Raw genomic sequence first — 17,142 nt, 5'->3', positions numbered from 1 at the left:
CAGAGCGAAGCGTCCCGGCATGGTCCCAACCTTTGGAGAGTCGAAACCATGCCCGAAGTTACCACACAAGCTGCCAGCCCACGTCCCACCGGCAGTGTCATCCTCACTGACAAATTGATCGCGCGGCGCGTCACCGAGCGGGTCAAATTCTACGACCGCAAGACCCCCGGCCTCTACGTCTCCGTCACCACGGCCGGGGTCGCGACGTTCTATCTGAAGTTCACCGACCCGGTGACCGGCAAGCAGCGCTCGGGCTGGCTCGGCGTCCACGGCAAGGCCTTCACCGTCGCCGACGCCCGCGCTCGGGTCTACGCCATCAAGGGGCTCGGCACCGCCGCGCTCGCCGAGACCTTCCGCGACCGCAAGGCGCAGCAGGCCAAGGCCGGCAAAACCGTCGCCGAGGTCATCGCCGAGAGGGTCGAGTGGATGAAGACGCCGGTCCGCAAGCCGGACGGCGAGATGCGGCCCCGGATCGAGACATGGAGCAACGTCGCCAGTCACCTCCGGCGCTTCCTCAGTCCCCGTCTCGGCCGGAAGCTGGCGAGCGAGGTCAGCAGAAGCGACATTCAGACGATGTCGGACGACATCGTCGCCGGCAGGCTCGGCGTCCCGTCGATCAGCAATGCAAGGCACATGCGGCGCGCGGCCTCCGGCCTGTTCCGCTGGGCACTGCGGCGCGAGTACGTCACCTCGAATCCCTGCAGCGATCTGGAGCCGCTCGACGCCGAGCATCCGCGCACGCGGGTGCTGTCCGAGGCGGAGATCAAGGCGCTGTGGTGGGGCCTCGACCGCGCTGATCTGCCGTGGGATCGCCGGACTCGCCTCGCGTTGCGGTTTGAGTTGACCACGATGCTGCGCAGTGCCGAGCTGCTTGGCGCACAGCGCAGCGAGCTGGTTGACCTCGACGGCGATCGTGCGCGGATTGACGTGCCGCTGCGGCGCGTGAAGAAAAGGCGCGTGCTCAAGCAGCCGCTGAGCGATCTGGCGGTCGAGATCATCAGGGAGGCGCTGACCAGCGATGCGCAGCAGCACGTCTTCATGTCGCCGCTCAGCGATCAGCCGATGAACCGTCAAGCGATGGCGACCGCGCTGCGCGGCACCAAGCGGAAGGACGGCTCGGTGAAGACGCCGGGCATCTGCGCGCTGCTCGGCCTGAAGCCGTTTTCGCCGCACGACCTCCGCCGATCGGCGGCGAGCTGGGCGCGCCTGATCGGTCAGCCGATGTCGAAGATCGCGCTCTGCTTGGATCATCGCGTGACGGCAGAGGACGGCATCAAGCTGCCGCCGGTCACCGGCCGGCACTACGTCCATGCCGAGGATCGCGAGCTGACCGAAAAGCGCGAGGTGCTGCAGGCGTGGGCCGACGAGCTGCGGCGGATCATCGGCGAGCCGGAAGCGAAGGCCGTTGATTGGACCGAGCTGCGGCTCGCGGCGTGATCAGCGGAAATCCAAAACCGTTTTGGATTTGAGGCAGCCCGGTCAGCACATCGCTGGCCGGGCTTTTTCCTTGCCTGTGAATAACCGGGACAACGACCCCAATGCTCGTCTTGCTACCCTGCATTGTGTCACCGTACAGGCTCCCGATTCGCAAGAGGAAAAGAGAGACCCATGGCACTGAGTGAAGGAGAGATCGCGACCGTCAAAGGCATGCTGGCTCGCGGAGATCGGCAGCACGACATCGCCGCTTATTTCGGGGTCAACGGTGGCCGCATTGCCGAGATCAGCACCGGTCAAACCGGTAGCAGCGTCGCAGCCTCACCTGCGGATGATTTGCCGCCTGCCGGTCCGTACATGGCTGGCCGTTCAGCACTCCGCGCCCGCGACACGTTGACCGCCTTGCGCGACCTCATCCAAGACGCGATCAACGATATCGACCTCTACGAGAAGCCGAAAGATTGAGGCCACCGGTGCTCACCGCCACCGAGCCGGACGAGAAAAGCAAACTTTTTATTACGGCATCTGGGATCGCGTGGCGTGGCCGCTGGTGCGTCGGCGCGGTGGCCGGTTTCGTGCCCGGCGACCTCGATCGATCGCAGGGATGAACGCGCTACGGCCACTAGGGCGTGAAAGCAGAGACTATGGCCGCGCCGAATGCGTACACCGACGCTCTCGACAAGATGATCGCGAGGGCCGCGAAGACGATGGGCACGCCGACTTCTAGGATACTGCGTGCCCGCCTCAATTGCCGAGGCAGCCGTCTAATCCCGAGTCGCTCTTCTGCTTTCAGCACCGCCGCATCTGCAGCTTCTTTCACGGCAACATACGGCTCCCACCACGGGTCCGGGTCTGAGTCCGGGCGATCCTCATAGGCCTCGCGTTCACTTTGCGCGATGCCTTCTTCTGTCTCCTGAGCGGCTCTTTTGGCGGCCTGCACCCGCTCACCTTCTACGTACTCGACAACCAGCTTCGCGGTCTCGCGTTCTCGCAGGAGGTCAGTGGCAGCACGCAAGATGAAGCTGACCAACAGCAGCACGACCGCCAGCGATAAAAGCATCGGCAGAACGTCCACCCGATTGCCAAAATCCAGCGGAACGAGGCTGGTGGATTGGAGGCGCACCTTGAACAGCACGACCGCTGCGCACACTGCCGAAGCGATGATGAGTTGGCGACCAGCGCGCATGGTCTCGGATCGCAGTGGATCGCCGTATAGTCCCTCCAAGAAATCGCTGGTCAGTTTTGCGGATGACGCATCTTTATCTGAACTATCGTCGCTCACTTGCCCCGGTCCCCACGTGGTTTTCCCCGCAATTCCAGCCTTGGAGCCAGCGCCGGCCCAAAAGCGCTTGGCTATGCCACCTCAACTTGAGGTAATTCACTTTGTCAACGACGGGGGGCGAGTCGCCCGAAGGCTGGGGGGTACATGGCACGACAGCGCAAGCCTGTTTTTCTCGTGGTGGACACCTGCGTCTGGCTGGAGCTTGTAAAGGACTACAGCCAAGAGCCGCTCTTGAGCGCACTGGAGGACTTGGTGCGCATGAATTTCGTGAGTCTCGTCGTTCCAAAAATAGTCGTGGACGAGCTAGCTCGAAACAAAGAGCGTGTGGTTGAGGAAAGCGGGCGAAGCATCGCAGGCACATTGCGACGGGCTAAGGAAATGCTCGCCCGCTACGGCAACGATGGTGAGAAGCAAGTCGCCATCCGGCAGCTCACCGAGATCGACCACAAATCTGTAAACTACCGGGATGCCGCGACGAAGGCGGTAGAGCGGATCGAACGGCTGGTCTTTGGTGCAGCCGAGATAGTCGAAATCACGCCTTCCATGAAGCTCGCAGCGGCGGAACGCGCGTTGCAGAACAAGGCTCCATTTCACCGGCCGCGCAACGGCATGGGTGATGCAACGCTGATCGAGGCCTACGGAGAGATTCAGCGGCGGGCCGCCGGCCACTATGCGTTCGTGAGCCACAACATCAAGGACTTCAGCAACGTCGGCGTCAACGAACAGGAGCCGCATCCGGACATCGCCAAGTTCTTTCCCAAGAGCAGATCGCGATATTTTACCAAGCTGGGGAATGCTCTCAACACATACCGTCCCGTCGAATTTCGGGACATCATGGTCGAGCACACGATCGACTTTCCTCCGCGCCGATTCGTCGAGATAACGGAAGCGATCGAAAAATTAATTGATCAGGTCTGGTACAACCGGCATCAGGTCTGGAACGAAAAACTTCAGAGCGGCGAAGCGGTGCTGATCGAGGACCACGAGGAACGAGGCAAGGACCCCTTTGGATTGACGACAAATCGGTCCATTTGGGAGATGGCCGAGCACTCGGCTAGAAGGAAGGAGGAGCAGTACGGCCCCGGCGAATTGGGGCCTTGGGATGATTTCGAGTGGGGCATGATCAACGGGAAGCTGTCAGCGCTTAGGTGGGTGCTCGGCGACGAGTGGGATATGCTTGATACTTAGAGCCGAGAGGATTTCAAAATGAACATCAGCAGGGGGCTGTTTCGCGCTTGGGTCTTGATCTCGCTTCTCTGGATCATGGGTGCGGGTTTCGTCGCCTATACGATAGCTACGCCGGACACAGTACGTGGCGCATTCCAACCGATTGGAGCAACAAAAGGCTTCGTGGACCCGTTCGACCTTAAGAAGCCCTTTTATGAAACGATGCGCTCACCGTCCGCCGAGAAGCTAAGCTTGCAATTTCGTGAGGTTGAATGGAGAGACCGAAGCGAATGGGACAAGGACGGCTCAATGGCCGTGGTCGACATGCCTGACGGCAGCCGCCTTTACATGCATGATCAGTACAACGAAGCGGACAAGAACTACATCGCACAACAATTTTGGGATCAGCGGTGGAGACGCTGGGGATATGCTGCTGGCGTGATAGCGGCTTGGGCGTTCCTGCCGTGCATCCTGCTGTTCATCTTGGGGTATAGTTTACTTTGGGTGGGGCGCGGTTTTAGACAGTCTTAGGCGGTTCGAGGCTTGCCCCGCGCCTCCAGCGCGGCCAGCAGCTCGTTGCGCGCCGCCCGGCAGCGATGCCAATCGTGATACTCGCAGTAGTTCGGCGAGCTGTGTACGGGACCGTCGCTCCGGTCGAGCACTGAGCAGCCACTCCACCATTCCGCAGTCAGGCCGAGCAGGCGCATCAGCTCCCGCGCTTTGTCGTCGAAGGGTCGATCATGCTGTGTGTGCTCAAGCTCGGCGAACAGCGCGAGTGCAGCCGGCGAAATTCGAGTCCGGGGCGTGGCCGTTACCATGGATTGCCCTTTCCGGGCGGCCGGCCTGGACCGCGCTTGTCCTCACGGTCGAGCACGCCGAGCCGACCCAGTAGGCGCGCCACGAGGCTCCGGGCGGCGATCTCGCACATGATCAGCGGGTTGGCCTTCATCCCGCCATTGCCGGTCTCGACCACCTCTCCGGTGATCTGAATCTGCCGACGCAGGCTCTCGGCGCGGTCGTAGGCCTGCGCGGCCTGCTCCAGCACGGCCAAGCCGGCGGCATCGTCGAGCGTCCATTCCTCCAGCACGTCGCGCCACAACTTCGAGCCGGTGACGCCCAAGGTCTCCGGCGGTTCCGGGGTGGTTCCGGGCCGACAAGCGGCGATCGGGATGGGTTTTTGGGCTGTCATGAGCTGATCTTACTGCTGATCGCGCGCTTTACCCAAAACCGAATATTTGGACGCTAACAAAAGCGTGCAGCCGCTCGATTCCTCCCTTCGGCTTATCCGAATAACAGTCCCCCCGGCCCTCATCAAAACACTTCCGGTGCGTTGGCGATGTCGAGCAGCACTTGCTCCGCGCGCCAACGGGCGCGTGGCCGAAGCATCGGCGGTGACATCAAGCCATCAGGCGTTCGCACGCTGTAGAGCCTGCGCTGGCCCGGCGATGCGGGCTCTGGGACAAGCTCGATCACAAGACCCTTTGGCTCGGCGTTGCCGGCCATCTTCAGCCTATCGCCGACCCACACCACGTTGCGCACGCTGTATAACATCAGAGATCGATCTCCCGATCGCGCTCCTCGTCCAACCTTTGCCGCAGCATCTCGACGGCGAAATAGTCGTGCGCGAGGGCTGGCGGCACGCCATGCCGGACCAACCGGTCATAGGCCAGCGCGGTGTCTCGCGCGAGCCAGCGCAGCGCGACCAGTCGCGCCTCGATGCGGATGTCGCGCACCGTGTTGGCGATCTGATTGGCGCTGATCATTGCACTAGTCTCGACGATGGCAACACCGCCGGCAGATCGAGCACCGCCTTGCGATCGGCTCCGATCTCGGATCGCAGCTCGCGCAAACGCTCGTCGATGCGTTCGGTGCCATCAGCCAACGCGCGGACGACGTCCCGCCACGTCTCGGCGTCGTGTTCGAGGCCGGCGAGGCGAGCCTCCAGCGCGGCGATGCGCTGCACGGCATCGGCGCTGGCGGCGGCCTCGGCGCGCTCTTGCTTGTCGCGCTCCTGCCTCGCTCGCGCCAGCTCGGCTTGACGCGCCCATTGTTCGTCGCGTTCGGTGATCTGGCGGATATGGCGATCGTGGACGCCTTGCATTCTAGAAACGACGCGCGGCTCGGACAGATCGATCTCCCTGCGGATGATTCCATCATCTTCCGCTCCGCTCTCGCTCTCGACCTGATGCGGCGTCATCGCATCGACGCGGGAGATGGTCCTGCGCGCTTCGTCGATGCAGCGCCGCGCCTGTTCGTCGCTGTAGCTGCTCATGGCTCACCTACCAATTGACGCCTGAAACGACCTGCACCGCACCCGGTGCGGCGGCCCATGCTGCATTCGCCCGAACCCGGACGGCGATCAGGCCGCTCTGAAACAGCGATGTGCTCGGCGAGGCCGAGACGCCCGGCGTGCTCACGATCTCACCGGGGCTCGCACCCTCGCGATGCACCACGGCTTCCTTGCTGGTGTCGATCTCGGGTCCGCCTTCAAAACCGCTGGCGATGCCTGCAGGCGCGCAGGCGATCACGGTTTTAGGCGGTACAGCCAGGGACATGATCGCATCGACGCCTGCGAGGGTCTGCATCAGCGACGCTTCCCGCGCGCCAGCGATGAACACGGTGTCGCTCGGATCGATGCCGTTGGCGGCAATCGCGCCGACCAGATTGGACACGTCAGCGGCAATCGTTTCGGCCACGAACGCGCCGGCTGCAGCGGCAGGCGTCGGCGTCACGCCGAACAACAATCCCGCTGGCCTGATGCCGTCGTCGGGATTGGCATCGAACGCAGTCGCGTCGATGCTCTTGTTGGAGCTGTCCGCGAGCACGCGAGCAATCACGCCGCTGACCGATTGCGGCGAGGCGGCTTCCAACTCCTCACTGACGCACGAGATCACCAATATTTTTCGCGCCGGACCAACCGCCGACTTCATCAGCGACCATTGCGCGACAGGACCGGCGCTGCCTTCACCGACGAAAACCGGCTGCGGCGGGAAGTTCGCGACGTGCGGGATGTTGATGCTATGGACGCCGGTCAGGTCGAGCTTGAGCGCGGCGTCGTGGGCAAACAATTTCCACGCCGCTGATGCTGGTGCCAAGCTGCGAAACGCTTCGACCAGATCGTGAGGCGGCAGGCCGCTGTTGGTGGTCGAGGTCGGCGACACCGCCGATTTCAATTTCGTGGCGGCGCGGCTGTCGTGTGGCCAATTGGCGCGCAATATTTTCTCGGCACTCCGCTGCGGCGACGACAGCGCCTGCGCGGCGATGGCACGAGACCATGCCCGACCCTCGGCTCGGATGGCCTCGCCACGGTCGGGCCTCAACGGAGTGATAGGGGATCGATCGAGGTTCATGGGCCGCACCTCCTGCCGGCGACAATGGCACAGTCCGGAGGCGGACGACGTAGATCGATCTACATCGGGACGCGAAAATTTTCGGATCACTGATCGGTATCGGCACGCGCGCTCGCTTCGAGGATGTCGCCGATCAACCGGCCTACATCGCCGAGGTCGTCGAGATTACATCGGCCCGGATAACGGCGATCGAGCCAGCACAGGATCAGCGCGCTGATGGGCGTCGAGGCGCACCGCTTGCCATCCTCGACGTTCTTGCGCCAGCGCCGCTGCGCTTCACGTTTGCCCTCGCGCTGCCGCTGCCGCTCTTTCTCGGCGGCAGACGAACGCGATGGTGAGCGGCGGAGCATCAGCAAACCTCAAGCCGATCATGCACAACAGTAGGTGTGTTACCGACCTTCGGCAGGCGCGGATCGTCGCTCGTGGCAAGCAGCCGTAGCGACATTGGCCAGTGGCACATCTGCACTTCAGTTAGTGTGCTTTCAGGCGTGCGCGGCCCCTTCGGCCACGATGACCGAGGAAGCTCGACACCGAGATAGCGCGGGCAGGCCTCGGCAACGGCGGCGTACCAACCCTGATCACGATGCGCGCCGCGCGTTCTCTTCCACCCATGCTGGCGCTCCAAACACGCCTGACGGGCGTGGGTAAGCTCATGCACGATGAAGTCTTCAAACCCGATCAGAAACTCATCAGATTGCTCGGTCAAAACGAGCGTGCCGCTACTGAGCTTCACGATATGCCGGTTACCGAGGATAAAGGTGCCAGACCCCTCACTGCCATAGTGATAACCCGTATGCCGATTGTAAGGGCCAAGCTCGACCGGCGCGAGCACGACCCGGATGTTGAGCACGTCGAGCGGGACCGCGAACAACGTCGTCGCCCATTTCAGGATGATCTCCGCGCAACGCCGCCCGGCCTCGCCAAACATTAGTTCGTGTGCATCCAACATTTCCTCCGACGAATGAAACGGTTTCATCTCTTTCCTCCTTTGCACAACAACTTGTGTGCGCATCCACTGCGCCATCGGTGCGTCACTTAAAGAAAGTCAGTGGCGCGCGCGAGTGCGCCACTACTTTCTACTAACGCACCGGTAGTGGTGGCGCAGACCCGGTTGCGTCACTGTGCGCCACTAGATTTTTTCCAGTGGCGCGGTTTCTCCCGGTCTCTTGCTGAACTCGACACGGAGCCCCATTGCGGGCTTCCGGGTCTCCGGATTGTGGTACTCGAACTCGACCAGCACGCCGTTTTTGAGCCACGCCCGGACGATCTGGCGGGCCTGTTCTTCGGTCTTGCTCACGGTCAACCTGCGGACCAGCGGCACCACGGCCCGGCGGCCGGCGTTCGGCCTTGCCGTGTAGAAGTTGCCGTCGCCAAGGCCGGCGCTGATCCTGTTCAGGATGCTGTTGAGGGATTTCTCATCGAGGTCGGCCCATGGGCTCTTCGGCTTCCACGGCTCGATCGCCTGTACCTCGTCGCCCTGCGGATAGAGATCGGTCGCGTTGTGGAGGCTCACGCCGAACAGCCTGAACCATCGCGCCGGACCACCGGCCCGGACGAGATTGACCTTGGCCTTGTCGAGCCGCACGTACTGCCGCCGCTCTTCGTCGGGAATGCCGAAGCTCTTCGCCTCCTCCTCCGACATCGGCGTCAACGTGTAGCAAAGCCGCCCCGCATCAACGAGCGCGGATGCGCCGCGCCCGCGCTGCGCGTTGCCCGGCTCCGGCGCGCCCTTGGAAACATGGTGCGGAACATCGATCGCGATGTCGCGCTCGGCGGCGAGATCGCTCAAGAGCTGCGCGACCTCGTCGAGGGCATTGTTATCGTTCTCAGCGACGCCGTGGCTCTTCACGAAGGGGTCGAGGCTGACGAGATCGATGCTGTGCGCCTTGACCGCCGCTTCAAGATTGGCCTTGAGCTGGCCATCGACAATCTGGCCCTTGGCGTTCATGGACTTCAACTTGCCGCCTGCCGCGCCCGGACAGGCGAGGAATAGCCAACCGTCCAGCTCGGAAGCCTCGATGTTGAAATGCAAGCGCGCGGCGAGAACCCGGCGCTTCAGCTCTTCGGCATCGTCCTCAAGAGAGACGAGCAGCACGCGAGAGCGCTGGAAGACATGCTCGCCAGTGAGCGCGCGCCCGGTCGCAAGCGCCAGCGCCTGCGCGATGCGCAGCGCGGTCTTGCCGACGCCACCATCGGCGATCAACGAGCTGATGAACTTGCGGCAGAAGCTGTTGCCGAGCAGCCAGCCGCGCGGCGGTGGCTTGCCGGTGTCGAGACCGGCGTTCCACTCGCCGAGACCTTTCGGTGAAGCAGCCGGGCTAGGGCCGCCGCGCGGCGGGTGCGGCTCGCGCCTGATCATCAACCTGTCGCCATCACGGCAGACATGGAGGTTTTCCGTGTCGCCGGGGACGATCAGTTCATTGTCTTCGTCCAGATATTTCAAGTTGACGGTGAAGTCCGGCGCAGCGTCCTTGCCGGCCGGTATCTCGACCTCGCTCTCGTCCCGGCCATCGAACGGGTCGGTCATGGCGCGGCCTCGCGCGTGGCGAGATCGGTGAGGGAGTTTGACGTGGTGATGTCGGTCATCGCTCGGTGTCCCTCCGTGCCGCCTTGGACCGGATCGCCGAGCGTGCTAGAAGGACGGCGACCTCGACCTCCGTGTCAGGGGTCAGCCCTTCGCTCGGGCTCTCCGACCTAGAAACCTTGCCGGTCCGGGTCGGTCATCTGCAGGAGCGTCGCCTCGGCCCCCTTCCGTGACGGCGCTCCAGCTCTTCAGGCGTCAGCATTCCTCTGCCGCAGCCGCTGCCGGCGCGTCAGCCTTGGGCTTGGGCTTGTGACGGCCACGGCCACGGTGCGGGTCGTATTCGTCAACGGCGGCCTGCCACTTCACGACCTCGGCCAGAATGTACGCCTTGCGGTTCGGGGTCACGTACCGGCCCCTCGGGAAGCGCCCGCGATTTTCCATCCGATCCAGCGACTTCCGCGAGATCGGGATGCGCTGGAGCACTTCGTCCTGTGTGATCATCTGGAGAAGTTCGATCGAACCGCCGTCCTCTCGTGCGCTCATTGTGGCGTCTCCCTGCGTCAACGCGAGAGACTATGGCCCCGCCGCACAACGGCACAAAACGAACGCAGGCGTAATTTTTTATGAGGTAGGAGCGCGCAAAATACGACTGGCTGTCGTAGCTAAAATGAAAACGCCAATGATTGTCGTGCCGCTCTCGATAAACAAAAAATTTATAGTGCGGCGTCAGAAACAAAACTTGATCAGTCAGGCGAGCGTCTCGGCCCGGCAGCGAGCGGCACGGTGATTTTCAGGGCCTATACAGGTCCCGGCACTTTTCAGGCGGACCCATGCCGCTCCGGACAAATTCGAAAAACCCCTGTGTCACAGGGGTTTCTTTCATTTTCAGCAGGCTGAAAAAAGCGCTGGACAGCAAGTCCACACGACTTGACCGTCCGCCTCATGCGCACTCGTCAGTTGCACACTCGGCGTCCACCGCATCTCGACCCACGTTCGTGACGACCGCGAAGCGCCCCTCGATCAGGTGAGACGGGCGAACCATACACTGAGTTGCAATTCTGATAAAGCGAAATATCTTTGTTGCAAGGGCTTGCGCCGTCGGGCAAATCAGTGATTGAGAATTTCTCCGTGGAGGCGGCGCGTCCCGGATGGCCTGCAACGTGACCTATTCCGACCGCCAGGCGCCGAGTAAGAACCGCCGCTTCGGTGCGGCGCCCGCCTGCTTCTGCACATCGGGCAGGTCGACGGCGTAGCGCTTCATCAATAGCTTGATGGCGATCCCGATGATCACAAAGGGCGTCACATAGATCGCGAAAACTTCGAAGGCTGTCATGGCGTCCTCCGCGGTTCCGGTGCGAGCATGCTAGCACAGTTATCGCGCGGGGCGGAGGGGCGGCCGACCGGGGGCCGCGCGCTGGGCGAACCAGGCGAGCACCGCAGCACGCTGCCGCGATGCCGTCGCGCATGGCCGCATGCGGTGGCTTCAATTGACACCGGCAGGCTCGGCGCTACGCTCGCGGAATAGGGCGTTTTCCCAACAGAATCAGCGGCCGGGATCCAAATCCGGATTCAAGACCCAGAAGAGCCAAGAAAAGGGCAGGACACGCCGTGACACGCGTCATCGCGTCTTGAGCGGGACCACGCGGACCTCCGCACTCGCGCCATTCCGCATCCGCAGCTATCGCTTTCAATGGCCGTCCGACCTGCTCACCTCCTGGGCGTTCGAGGTCGAGACGCTGGTGCTCGGCTGGTACATCATGGTCGAGACCGGCTCGGTGCTGCTGCTGACCGTGCTCGCCTCGCTGCAATATGTCGGCACCCTGGTCGCCCCAGTGGTCGGCATGATCGGCGATCGCGTGGGACATCGCGACCTGCTCGCCGTGATGCGCTTTGCCTACACGGCGCTCGCCGGGACAATCATGACGCTGGCGCTGACCGGACATCTTGCTCCGCTGAATGTCATGATCATCGTCGCGCTGATGGGCGTGATCCGTCCGTCGGACCTCGGTGTGCGCGGCGCGCTGCTCGCCGACATCATGCCGCCGGAGCAGCTGGTCGGCGCCATCAGCCTGGCGCGCACGACGCAGGATAGCGCGCGCATCGCCGGCGCGCTGACCGGGGCGGGATTGTTCGCGGCGCTCGGCATCGGCTATGTCTATGTCGGGATCGCCAGCTTCTACTTCGTCGCCGCCATCCTGATGCTCTGCATGGGCCGTCCGAAGTCGCACAGCACGGTCGATCTCGAGCCCGGCGACCTGCCGGGCTCGAAGCTGCTGCACGACCTCAAGGAGGGCATTGTCTATGCCTGGAGCGGCCCGGGCATGCGCGCGGCGCTCTGCGTCGCGTTCCTCGCCAATCTCACCGCGTTTCCGCTGACCAACGGATTGCTGCCTTACGTGGCGCGCGACATCTTCCACACCGACCAGACCGGGCTCGGCTATCTCTCCGCAAGTTTTGCGGTGGGTTCGCTGATCGGCTCGATCACGCTCAGCATGGCCGGCGGGGTGCGCATCGCGCGGCTTTTGATCGGCGCGACGCTCGCCTGGTATGCGATGCTGCTGGTGTTCGTCGAGCTCAGGACCATGCCGGTGGCGATGGCCTGCCTGGTGCTGGCCGGCATCGCGCAGAGCATGTCGATGATCTCGGCCGCCGTGATGCTGATGCGCAACGCCAGCGCGCATCTGCGCGGCCGCGTGATGGGCGTGCGCATGATGGTGATCTACGGCCTGCCGCTCGGCCTGCTCGCGGCCGGCAGCCTGATCGACCTGATCGGCTACACCGCGACCGGCACGCTGCTTGCGGCGGCCGGCTTCATCGCGATGCTGGCGATCGCGCTGCACTGGCGCGCCGATCTCTGGCCGGTGCATGCGCCGGCGAACGCGCGGTGAGGGGATGAGGTCAGCGTAGCCCGGATGGAGCGAACCGCAATCCGGGAAACCCTATCCGCGGACGGTACGCTCCGGATTTCGCTTCCCTCCATCCGCGCTACGAACAGCGAAGCCGACGCGCATTGGCTGTGAAAGACATCCAGGCGTCACATGTCTGTCGGAGGCCGGTGTTAGGGATCGGTCCGGCTTGCAACGCTCCGCATATTTCCGGGGTGCCCTCCGCATTGCCTGATCGATCGAATTGCCCCCATGAAAAAAGGCTCAGCTCCATGACGCGCTTGCTCTTTGGCACTGCCGCTGCCGGTGTCCTGCTTGCGGCTGCATCGACCGCCCATGCCGGCCCCACATTCTCATACGTTCCCAACAGCTTGACAGAATCCGTGATCGAACACGGGCCGTGGACGCTGCATCAGTCCGGACAACATTTCCATCATGATGCGTCCGGCATCGTGCCGCCCGGCAGTCTCACGCCGCCCTACAATCCGGCCCTCTACGGGACGCCCTATGCCGACTATTGCTCGGCAAGCGGACAAGCCACGATCAATCACGGCAAGAGCGTGATGCAGCCGTACTACTTTCCGTTCGTGCGCCGTCGCGGGGCCGTTCTCGAAGGCCTGTTTGACTACCGCCCGCGAAACGAGCAGGAGGCGACGGTCGCTGCGATCTCGACGGACTGGGGTGCGACCTGGCAGTTCAGGGGCAAGGCCCTGGCGCTCAACCCCTACTGCCCGTGGGATGCGACCGACCCGGACAATCTCAACGTCAGCGTCAATGGCGTGAAGACGGCGTATGGCTCGTCGAACGCGAACGCCGCCGACAACGGGCTTGGACACGCCTTCGTGTTGTCCGTGAAGGGCAAGCAACGGATCTATCATCTCAACCGTGCCGACGGTCACATCGACAGCGATCAGCTCGTGGTCCATCCGCTTCACCGCGGTGAGGAGGATTTCTCGCTGTTCGGCCTTCCGGAATTCGGATATGTCAGCCCGCTGGCGTCCGGCGGTTATCCGAAGCTCGAGGCGACGGCGAGTGCGACCACCGGCCTGACCGATGCCGATGCCATTTTGGGCTCCGTGCACATCGGCGAGAAGACGGCCGTCGTCTACGTTTCCAAGAACCTCACCCCCGGCGACAAGAACTTCCCGGCAAGCCAGGTGTGCCCGGCGACGCCGGCCTTTGCGCTGACCAACCTCGTCAACAAGAAGCCGAGGAAGACCAACCACGACGTCATCACGATTCGTGTCGCAACGACCTCGGACGGCGTGAACTTTACCGACGTCGGTGCGGCGACCGGCCTCAACGACCAGACCACGGTTGCGCTCAACGGGATTCGCTGGCTCGGCAGCGGCAGCATCCTGCGGATCCATGACGGGCGCTTCGGCATGTTCTTCGGCGCCGGAAATTGCCTGGACAACGATTCCGACGGCTTCCACTTCGTCGGCTATGCCGAAACCGACAATCCGGTTCGCAGCGCCGCCGATCTGCTGAAGTGGCACGTGGTCAACGGTTTCGACAATCCGATCCTGTCCACGGATAAGGTGGTCGATCCTGCGGGCCCGCGCTCGTATCCGTTGAACGCGCCGCTCGTGAATGTTCTGGGCGCCGACGCGCTGACGGCAGCGCAGGTCGCGCCATTCGTGCCGCCGGCGCAGGGCTACACCACGAACTTCTTCAGCGGCCGGGTCTACGATCCGCAGGCGGTGTTGACCGACGAGCGGACCGTGACGATCGTGTTCGCCGGCTACAACACGCCGCAGCCGAGCAGCAATCTCGGTGACTACCGATCGATCGGCCGATTCCAGCTTGGCGTCCAGCCCGGCTATTTCAGGCCGCCCTTCGTCGAATCCGAGGACTAGCTACAGGCTGAAGCCGCAGCAATCCAACAAGGTCGCGGATCGAGGTTGAACGCCTCGATCCGCGACCGTTGCCATCTTGCCGCGTTGCTGTAGGCGTGGCCCGATGAGCGAAGCGATATCGGAAGGGCGGTCCCGCATGCCGCGTCGCTCATGCGGGGCTACGTCCTGCGACGCGGCCGCTACGCCGCCGGCGCGACGCGGCGAATGTGCACCGGCACCGACTTGTACGACGGCGTGCCGCTCTCCTTGTCCTGATAGTCGAGCGGCACGAGGCCGTTTGCTTCCGGATAGTAGGCGGCGACCGAGCCGCGGGCGATGTCGTAGACGATCGCGGTCAGGGTGAGGCGGCGCGGCGCGCCCGAGGGCAGCGCGGTCTCGATCTCGACGAGATCGCCATGGGCGAGCCCGCGCGCGGTGAGGTCCGCCTCGTTGGCGAACAGCACGTCGCGCCGCCCGAACACGCCGCGATAGCGGTCGTTCAGCCCATAGATCGTGGTGTTGTATTGATCGTGGCTGCGGATGGTGGCGAGCTTGAGGATGGTCTCGTCCGACAGCACCGGATCTTCTTCAAGGCCATCGAAGATCAGGAACTCGGCCTTGCCCGATGGCGTCGTCCACTTGCGCTCGGTCGGCGGCAGCGGCAGGCGGAAGCCGCCTGGAATCCGGATCCGCGCGTTGTAATCCCGAAAGTCGGGGAATACGCCCTCGATGGCGTCGCGGATGCGGTCGTAGTCGGCGATCAGATCGGTCCACGGCACCTTGCTTGAAGGCAAGGTCGCCATCGCCATGCCGGCAATGATCGCCGATTCCGAAAGCAGGTTTTCGGAGGCCGGGGTCAGCTTGCCACGCGAGGCGTGCACCATCGACATCGAATCCTCGACGGTGACGACCTGCGGCCCCGAGGCCTGGATGTCGCGCTCGGTGCGTCCCAGCACCGGCAGGATGATCGACTGCTTGCCGACCAGGAGATGCGAGCGGTTGAGCTTGGTGCCGAGATGCACAGCGAGCTCGAGCTTGCGCATGGCGGCGGTGCATCGCTCGGGGTCGGGTAGGGCGATGGCAAAATTGCCGCCGAGACAGACCAGGACCTTGGACCTTCCGTCGTCGATCGCTTCCATCGCAGCGACCGCGTCATGGCCGTGTTGGCGCGGCGGCTTGAAGCCGAAGGTGCGCTCGATGCCTTCGAACATCGGGATGTTGGGCTTCTCGGTGATGCCGACGGTGCGATTGCCTTGCACGTTGGAGTGGCCGCGCAGCGGGCAGATGCCGGCGCCCGGCTTGCCGTAATTGCCCTTCAGCAGCAGCAGGTTTGCGATCTGCTGGACATTGTCGGTGCCGCGGCTGTGCTGGGTGATGCCCATGCCATAGGTGACGATGGTCGCGTTGGACTTCGCGTAGGCGGCGGCGACCTCGCCGAGCTGGGCGCGGCTGAAGCCGGAAACGGTCTCGATCGCCTCCCACGCCGTCGCGCGCAGGTCGGCGGCGAACGCGGCAAAACCGTTGGTGTGCTCGGCGATGAAGGCGTGGTCGAGCACGTCGTGTGTCGCGTCATCCTTCTCGATCAGCGCCTTCATGACGCCTTTCAGCACCGCGGCGTCAGCGCCGACCTTGGGCTGGTAATAGGTCGAGGCGATCCGCGTCGAGCCGAGGGTCGCCATCTCGATCGGATCCTGCGGATCGGCGAAGCGCTCCAGCGCGCGCTCGCGCAGCGGGTTGAACACGATGATCGGCACGCCGCGGCGCGAGACCTCCCACAGCGTGCCCATCATGCGTGGATGGTTGGTGCCGGGGTTGTGGCCCATCGCGATGATCAGCTCGCAATGGTCGAAATCGTCCAGCGACACCGTGCCCTTGCCGATGCCGATTGATTGCGGCAGCCCGACGCTGGTCGCCTCGTGGCACATGTTGGAGCAATCGGGGAAATTGTTGCTGCCGTATTCGCGCGCGAAGATCTGGAACAGGAACGCGGCCTCGTTCGAGGCGCGGCCGGAGGTGTAGAACTCGGCCATGTCAGGATCGGGCAGGCTGCGCAGGCTCTCGCCGATCCGCGCGAAGGCGCTGTCCCAGCTGATCGGCTGGTAGGTGTCGCTCGCGGAGTCATAGGCGAGCGGCTCGGTCAGCCGGCCCTCGTTCTCGAGATGGAAGTCGCTCCAGGTCAGCAGCTCGGTGACGGTGTGGTCGGCAAAAAATTGGGGCGTGACGCGCTTGCTGGTCGCCTCCCAGGTCACGGCCTTGGCGCCGTTCTCGCAGAACTGGAAAGTGGAGGTGTGTTCCTTGTCCGGCCAGGCGCAGCCCGGACAATCGAATCCGTCGGGCTTGTTGGTGCGGAGCAGCGTGATCGGCGCCTCGACCAGATCCATCTGGTCGCGAACCGCTGTCGCGGTGGCCTTGAGGGCACCCCAGCCGCCAGCCGGAGCATTGTAAGGACGAATACCGGGAACGTCGCGCTTTTGGACCATATGTCCTCCTGCAGCTCTTGAGTTCTGACCTCGTGCGTTTGTCCCGAAAGTGATTGTTTTGTTGGCCGCGCGCGCGGCGATCCGCGAGAGAGCGTGTTCCGATCGACGTTCTCGATCCGGAGCGCCCGTCTCGCGATGGAGGGTAGATTAGTCCGCTGACGCCCGCGGTCAACATTCCGTCA

At 63.5% G+C, this 17,142-nt stretch carries 20 protein-coding genes; 7 read left to right on the top strand and 13 right to left on the bottom strand.

The genetic code is table 11. The features are described from left to right. The first annotated feature begins 48 nt into the window (after positions 1 to 48). From Q0030_RS06660 to Q0030_RS06650, 3 genes are all read left to right on the top strand, one after another. On the top strand, positions 49 to 1,437 hold the full coding sequence (locus Q0030_RS06660; RefSeq protein WP_298364338.1) for an integrase family protein: 1,389 nt from the start codon (positions 49 to 51) through the stop codon (positions 1,435 to 1,437). A 171-nt stretch (positions 1,438 to 1,608) separates the two neighbouring features. Further along, a complete protein-coding gene (locus Q0030_RS06655) occupies positions 1,609 to 1,899 on the top strand; it encodes a hypothetical protein (protein WP_298364336.1) in 291 nt (96 codons plus the stop codon). A gap of 8 nt (positions 1,900 to 1,907) precedes the next feature. Next, on the top strand, positions 1,908 to 2,042 hold the full coding sequence (locus Q0030_RS06650; protein WP_298364334.1) for a hypothetical protein: 135 nt from the start codon (positions 1,908 to 1,910) through the stop codon (positions 2,040 to 2,042). A gap of 14 nt (positions 2,043 to 2,056) precedes the next feature. Here Q0030_RS06650 and Q0030_RS06645 read toward each other — a convergent pair whose 3' ends face one another. Further along, complete coding sequence (locus tag Q0030_RS06645) at positions 2,057 to 2,716, bottom strand: hypothetical protein (protein WP_298364332.1); 660 nt, start codon at positions 2,714 to 2,716, stop codon at positions 2,057 to 2,059. A 144-nt stretch (positions 2,717 to 2,860) separates the two neighbouring features. On the opposite strand from Q0030_RS06645, the gene Q0030_RS06640 reads away from it, so the two are divergent. Then, positions 2,861 to 3,904 (top strand): PIN domain-containing protein, encoded by a 1,044-nt coding sequence (locus tag Q0030_RS06640; RefSeq protein WP_298364330.1) that lies wholly within the window; start codon positions 2,861 to 2,863, stop codon positions 3,902 to 3,904. A gap of 18 nt (positions 3,905 to 3,922) precedes the next feature. After that, complete coding sequence (locus tag Q0030_RS06635; RefSeq protein ID WP_298364329.1) at positions 3,923 to 4,414, top strand: hypothetical protein; 492 nt, start codon at positions 3,923 to 3,925, stop codon at positions 4,412 to 4,414. Here Q0030_RS06635 and Q0030_RS06630 read toward each other — a convergent pair. The 11 genes from Q0030_RS06630 to Q0030_RS06580 all read right to left on the bottom strand — a co-directional run bounded on the left by Q0030_RS06630 (position 4,411) and on the right by Q0030_RS06580 (position 11,090). After that, on the bottom strand, positions 4,411 to 4,701 hold the full coding sequence (locus Q0030_RS06630) for a hypothetical protein (protein ID WP_298364327.1): 291 nt from the start codon (positions 4,699 to 4,701) through the stop codon (positions 4,411 to 4,413). The genes Q0030_RS06635 and Q0030_RS06630 overlap by 4 nt on opposite strands. Continuing rightward, on the bottom strand, positions 4,695 to 5,072 hold the full coding sequence (locus Q0030_RS06625) for a P27 family phage terminase small subunit (RefSeq protein ID WP_298364325.1): 378 nt from the start codon (positions 5,070 to 5,072) through the stop codon (positions 4,695 to 4,697). Before Q0030_RS06625 ends, Q0030_RS06630 begins: the two co-directional genes overlap by 7 nt. Positions 5,073 to 5,194: 122 nt before the next feature. After that, positions 5,195 to 5,434, bottom strand: a complete 240-nt coding sequence (locus Q0030_RS06620; protein ID WP_298364320.1) for a hypothetical protein — start codon at positions 5,432 to 5,434, stop codon at positions 5,195 to 5,197. Next, on the bottom strand, positions 5,434 to 5,646 hold the full coding sequence (locus Q0030_RS06615) for a hypothetical protein (protein ID WP_298364317.1): 213 nt from the start codon (positions 5,644 to 5,646) through the stop codon (positions 5,434 to 5,436). The genes Q0030_RS06620 and Q0030_RS06615 overlap by 1 nt, the downstream gene beginning before the upstream one ends. Continuing rightward, on the bottom strand, positions 5,643 to 6,080 hold the full coding sequence (locus Q0030_RS06610; protein ID WP_298364314.1) for a hypothetical protein: 438 nt from the start codon (positions 6,078 to 6,080) through the stop codon (positions 5,643 to 5,645). The genes Q0030_RS06615 and Q0030_RS06610 overlap by 4 nt, the downstream gene beginning before the upstream one ends. 82 nt (positions 6,081 to 6,162) lie before the next feature. After that, complete coding sequence (locus Q0030_RS06605; RefSeq protein ID WP_298364311.1) at positions 6,163 to 7,098, bottom strand: hypothetical protein; 936 nt, start codon at positions 7,096 to 7,098, stop codon at positions 6,163 to 6,165. A gap of 221 nt (positions 7,099 to 7,319) precedes the next feature. Beyond that, complete coding sequence (locus Q0030_RS06600) at positions 7,320 to 7,589, bottom strand: hypothetical protein (RefSeq protein WP_298364309.1); 270 nt, start codon at positions 7,587 to 7,589, stop codon at positions 7,320 to 7,322. After that, positions 7,583 to 8,209 carry a hypothetical protein gene (locus Q0030_RS06595; protein ID WP_298364302.1) on the bottom strand — a complete coding sequence of 209 codons (627 nt, stop codon included), beginning with the start codon at positions 8,207 to 8,209 and terminating at the stop codon, positions 7,583 to 7,585. The genes Q0030_RS06600 and Q0030_RS06595 overlap by 7 nt, the downstream gene beginning before the upstream one ends. Positions 8,210 to 8,362: 153 nt before the next feature. Further along, complete coding sequence (locus tag Q0030_RS06590; protein WP_298364299.1) at positions 8,363 to 9,760, bottom strand: AAA family ATPase; 1,398 nt, start codon at positions 9,758 to 9,760, stop codon at positions 8,363 to 8,365. Between the two features lie 252 nt (positions 9,761 to 10,012). Continuing rightward, entirely contained in the window at positions 10,013 to 10,300 is a 288-nt protein-coding gene (locus tag Q0030_RS06585) for an AlpA family phage regulatory protein (protein WP_298364296.1), read from the bottom strand. A gap of 622 nt (positions 10,301 to 10,922) precedes the next feature. Continuing rightward, the gene (locus tag Q0030_RS06580) at positions 10,923 to 11,090 is read right to left on the bottom strand and encodes a hypothetical protein (RefSeq protein ID WP_298364293.1); all 168 of its coding nucleotides are present in this window, start codon (positions 11,088 to 11,090) and stop codon (positions 10,923 to 10,925) included. Positions 11,091 to 11,385: 295 nt separating this feature from the next. Here Q0030_RS06580 and Q0030_RS06575 point away from each other — a divergent pair, with 295 nt between their 5' ends. Then, positions 11,386 to 12,645, top strand: a complete 1,260-nt coding sequence (locus tag Q0030_RS06575) for an MFS transporter (RefSeq protein WP_298364291.1) — start codon at positions 11,386 to 11,388, stop codon at positions 12,643 to 12,645. 269 nt (positions 12,646 to 12,914) lie between these two features. Further along, entirely contained in the window at positions 12,915 to 14,501 is a 1,587-nt protein-coding gene (locus Q0030_RS06570; protein ID WP_298364289.1) for a hypothetical protein, read from the top strand. 179 nt (positions 14,502 to 14,680) lie between these two features. Here Q0030_RS06570 and Q0030_RS06565 read toward each other — a convergent pair whose 3' ends face one another. Next, the gene (locus Q0030_RS06565) at positions 14,681 to 16,960 is read right to left on the bottom strand and encodes an FdhF/YdeP family oxidoreductase (protein ID WP_298364285.1); all 2,280 of its coding nucleotides are present in this window, start codon (positions 16,958 to 16,960) and stop codon (positions 14,681 to 14,683) included. Positions 16,961 to 17,142: the final 182 nt, after the last annotated feature.

This window comes from uncultured Bradyrhizobium sp. (assembly GCF_947648125.1).
Lineage (GTDB): Bacteria > Pseudomonadota > Alphaproteobacteria > Rhizobiales > Xanthobacteraceae > Bradyrhizobium.
This window is presented reverse-complemented; position numbering and strand designations above follow the sequence as displayed.

What these genes read in the sequence shown, in the direction of transcription:
- Q0030_RS06660 (WP_298364338.1), top strand. Translation starts at nt 49, where the DNA reads ATGCCCGAAGTTACCACACAAGCTGCCAGCCCACGTCCCACCGGCAGT.
- Q0030_RS06655 (WP_298364336.1), top strand. Translation starts at nt 1,609, where the DNA reads ATGGCACTGAGTGAAGGAGAGATCGCGACCGTCAAAGGCATGCTGGCT.
- Q0030_RS06640 (WP_298364330.1), top strand. Translation starts at nt 2,861, where the DNA reads ATGGCACGACAGCGCAAGCCTGTTTTTCTCGTGGTGGACACCTGCGTC.
- Q0030_RS06635 (WP_298364329.1), top strand. Translation starts at nt 3,923, where the DNA reads ATGAACATCAGCAGGGGGCTGTTTCGCGCTTGGGTCTTGATCTCGCTT.
- Q0030_RS06630 (WP_298364327.1), bottom strand. Translation starts at nt 4,701, where the DNA reads ATGGTAACGGCCACGCCCCGGACTCGAATTTCGCCGGCTGCACTCGCG.
- Q0030_RS06625 (WP_298364325.1), bottom strand. Translation starts at nt 5,072, where the DNA reads ATGACAGCCCAAAAACCCATCCCGATCGCCGCTTGTCGGCCCGGAACC.
- Q0030_RS06620 (WP_298364320.1), bottom strand. Translation starts at nt 5,434, where the DNA reads ATGTTATACAGCGTGCGCAACGTGGTGTGGGTCGGCGATAGGCTGAAG.
- Q0030_RS06615 (WP_298364317.1), bottom strand. Translation starts at nt 5,646, where the DNA reads ATGATCAGCGCCAATCAGATCGCCAACACGGTGCGCGACATCCGCATC.
- Q0030_RS06610 (WP_298364314.1), bottom strand. Translation starts at nt 6,080, where the DNA reads ATGACGCCGCATCAGGTCGAGAGCGAGAGCGGAGCGGAAGATGATGGA.
- Q0030_RS06595 (WP_298364302.1), bottom strand. Translation starts at nt 8,209, where the DNA reads ATGAAACCGTTTCATTCGTCGGAGGAAATGTTGGATGCACACGAACTA.
- Q0030_RS06590 (WP_298364299.1), bottom strand. Translation starts at nt 9,760, where the DNA reads ATGACCGACCCGTTCGATGGCCGGGACGAGAGCGAGGTCGAGATACCG.
- Q0030_RS06585 (WP_298364296.1), bottom strand. Translation starts at nt 10,300, where the DNA reads ATGAGCGCACGAGAGGACGGCGGTTCGATCGAACTTCTCCAGATGATC.
- Q0030_RS06580 (WP_298364293.1), bottom strand. Translation starts at nt 11,090, where the DNA reads ATGACAGCCTTCGAAGTTTTCGCGATCTATGTGACGCCCTTTGTGATC.
- Q0030_RS06570 (WP_298364289.1), top strand. Translation starts at nt 12,915, where the DNA reads ATGACGCGCTTGCTCTTTGGCACTGCCGCTGCCGGTGTCCTGCTTGCG.
- Q0030_RS06565 (WP_298364285.1), bottom strand. Translation starts at nt 16,960, where the DNA reads ATGGTCCAAAAGCGCGACGTTCCCGGTATTCGTCCTTACAATGCTCCG.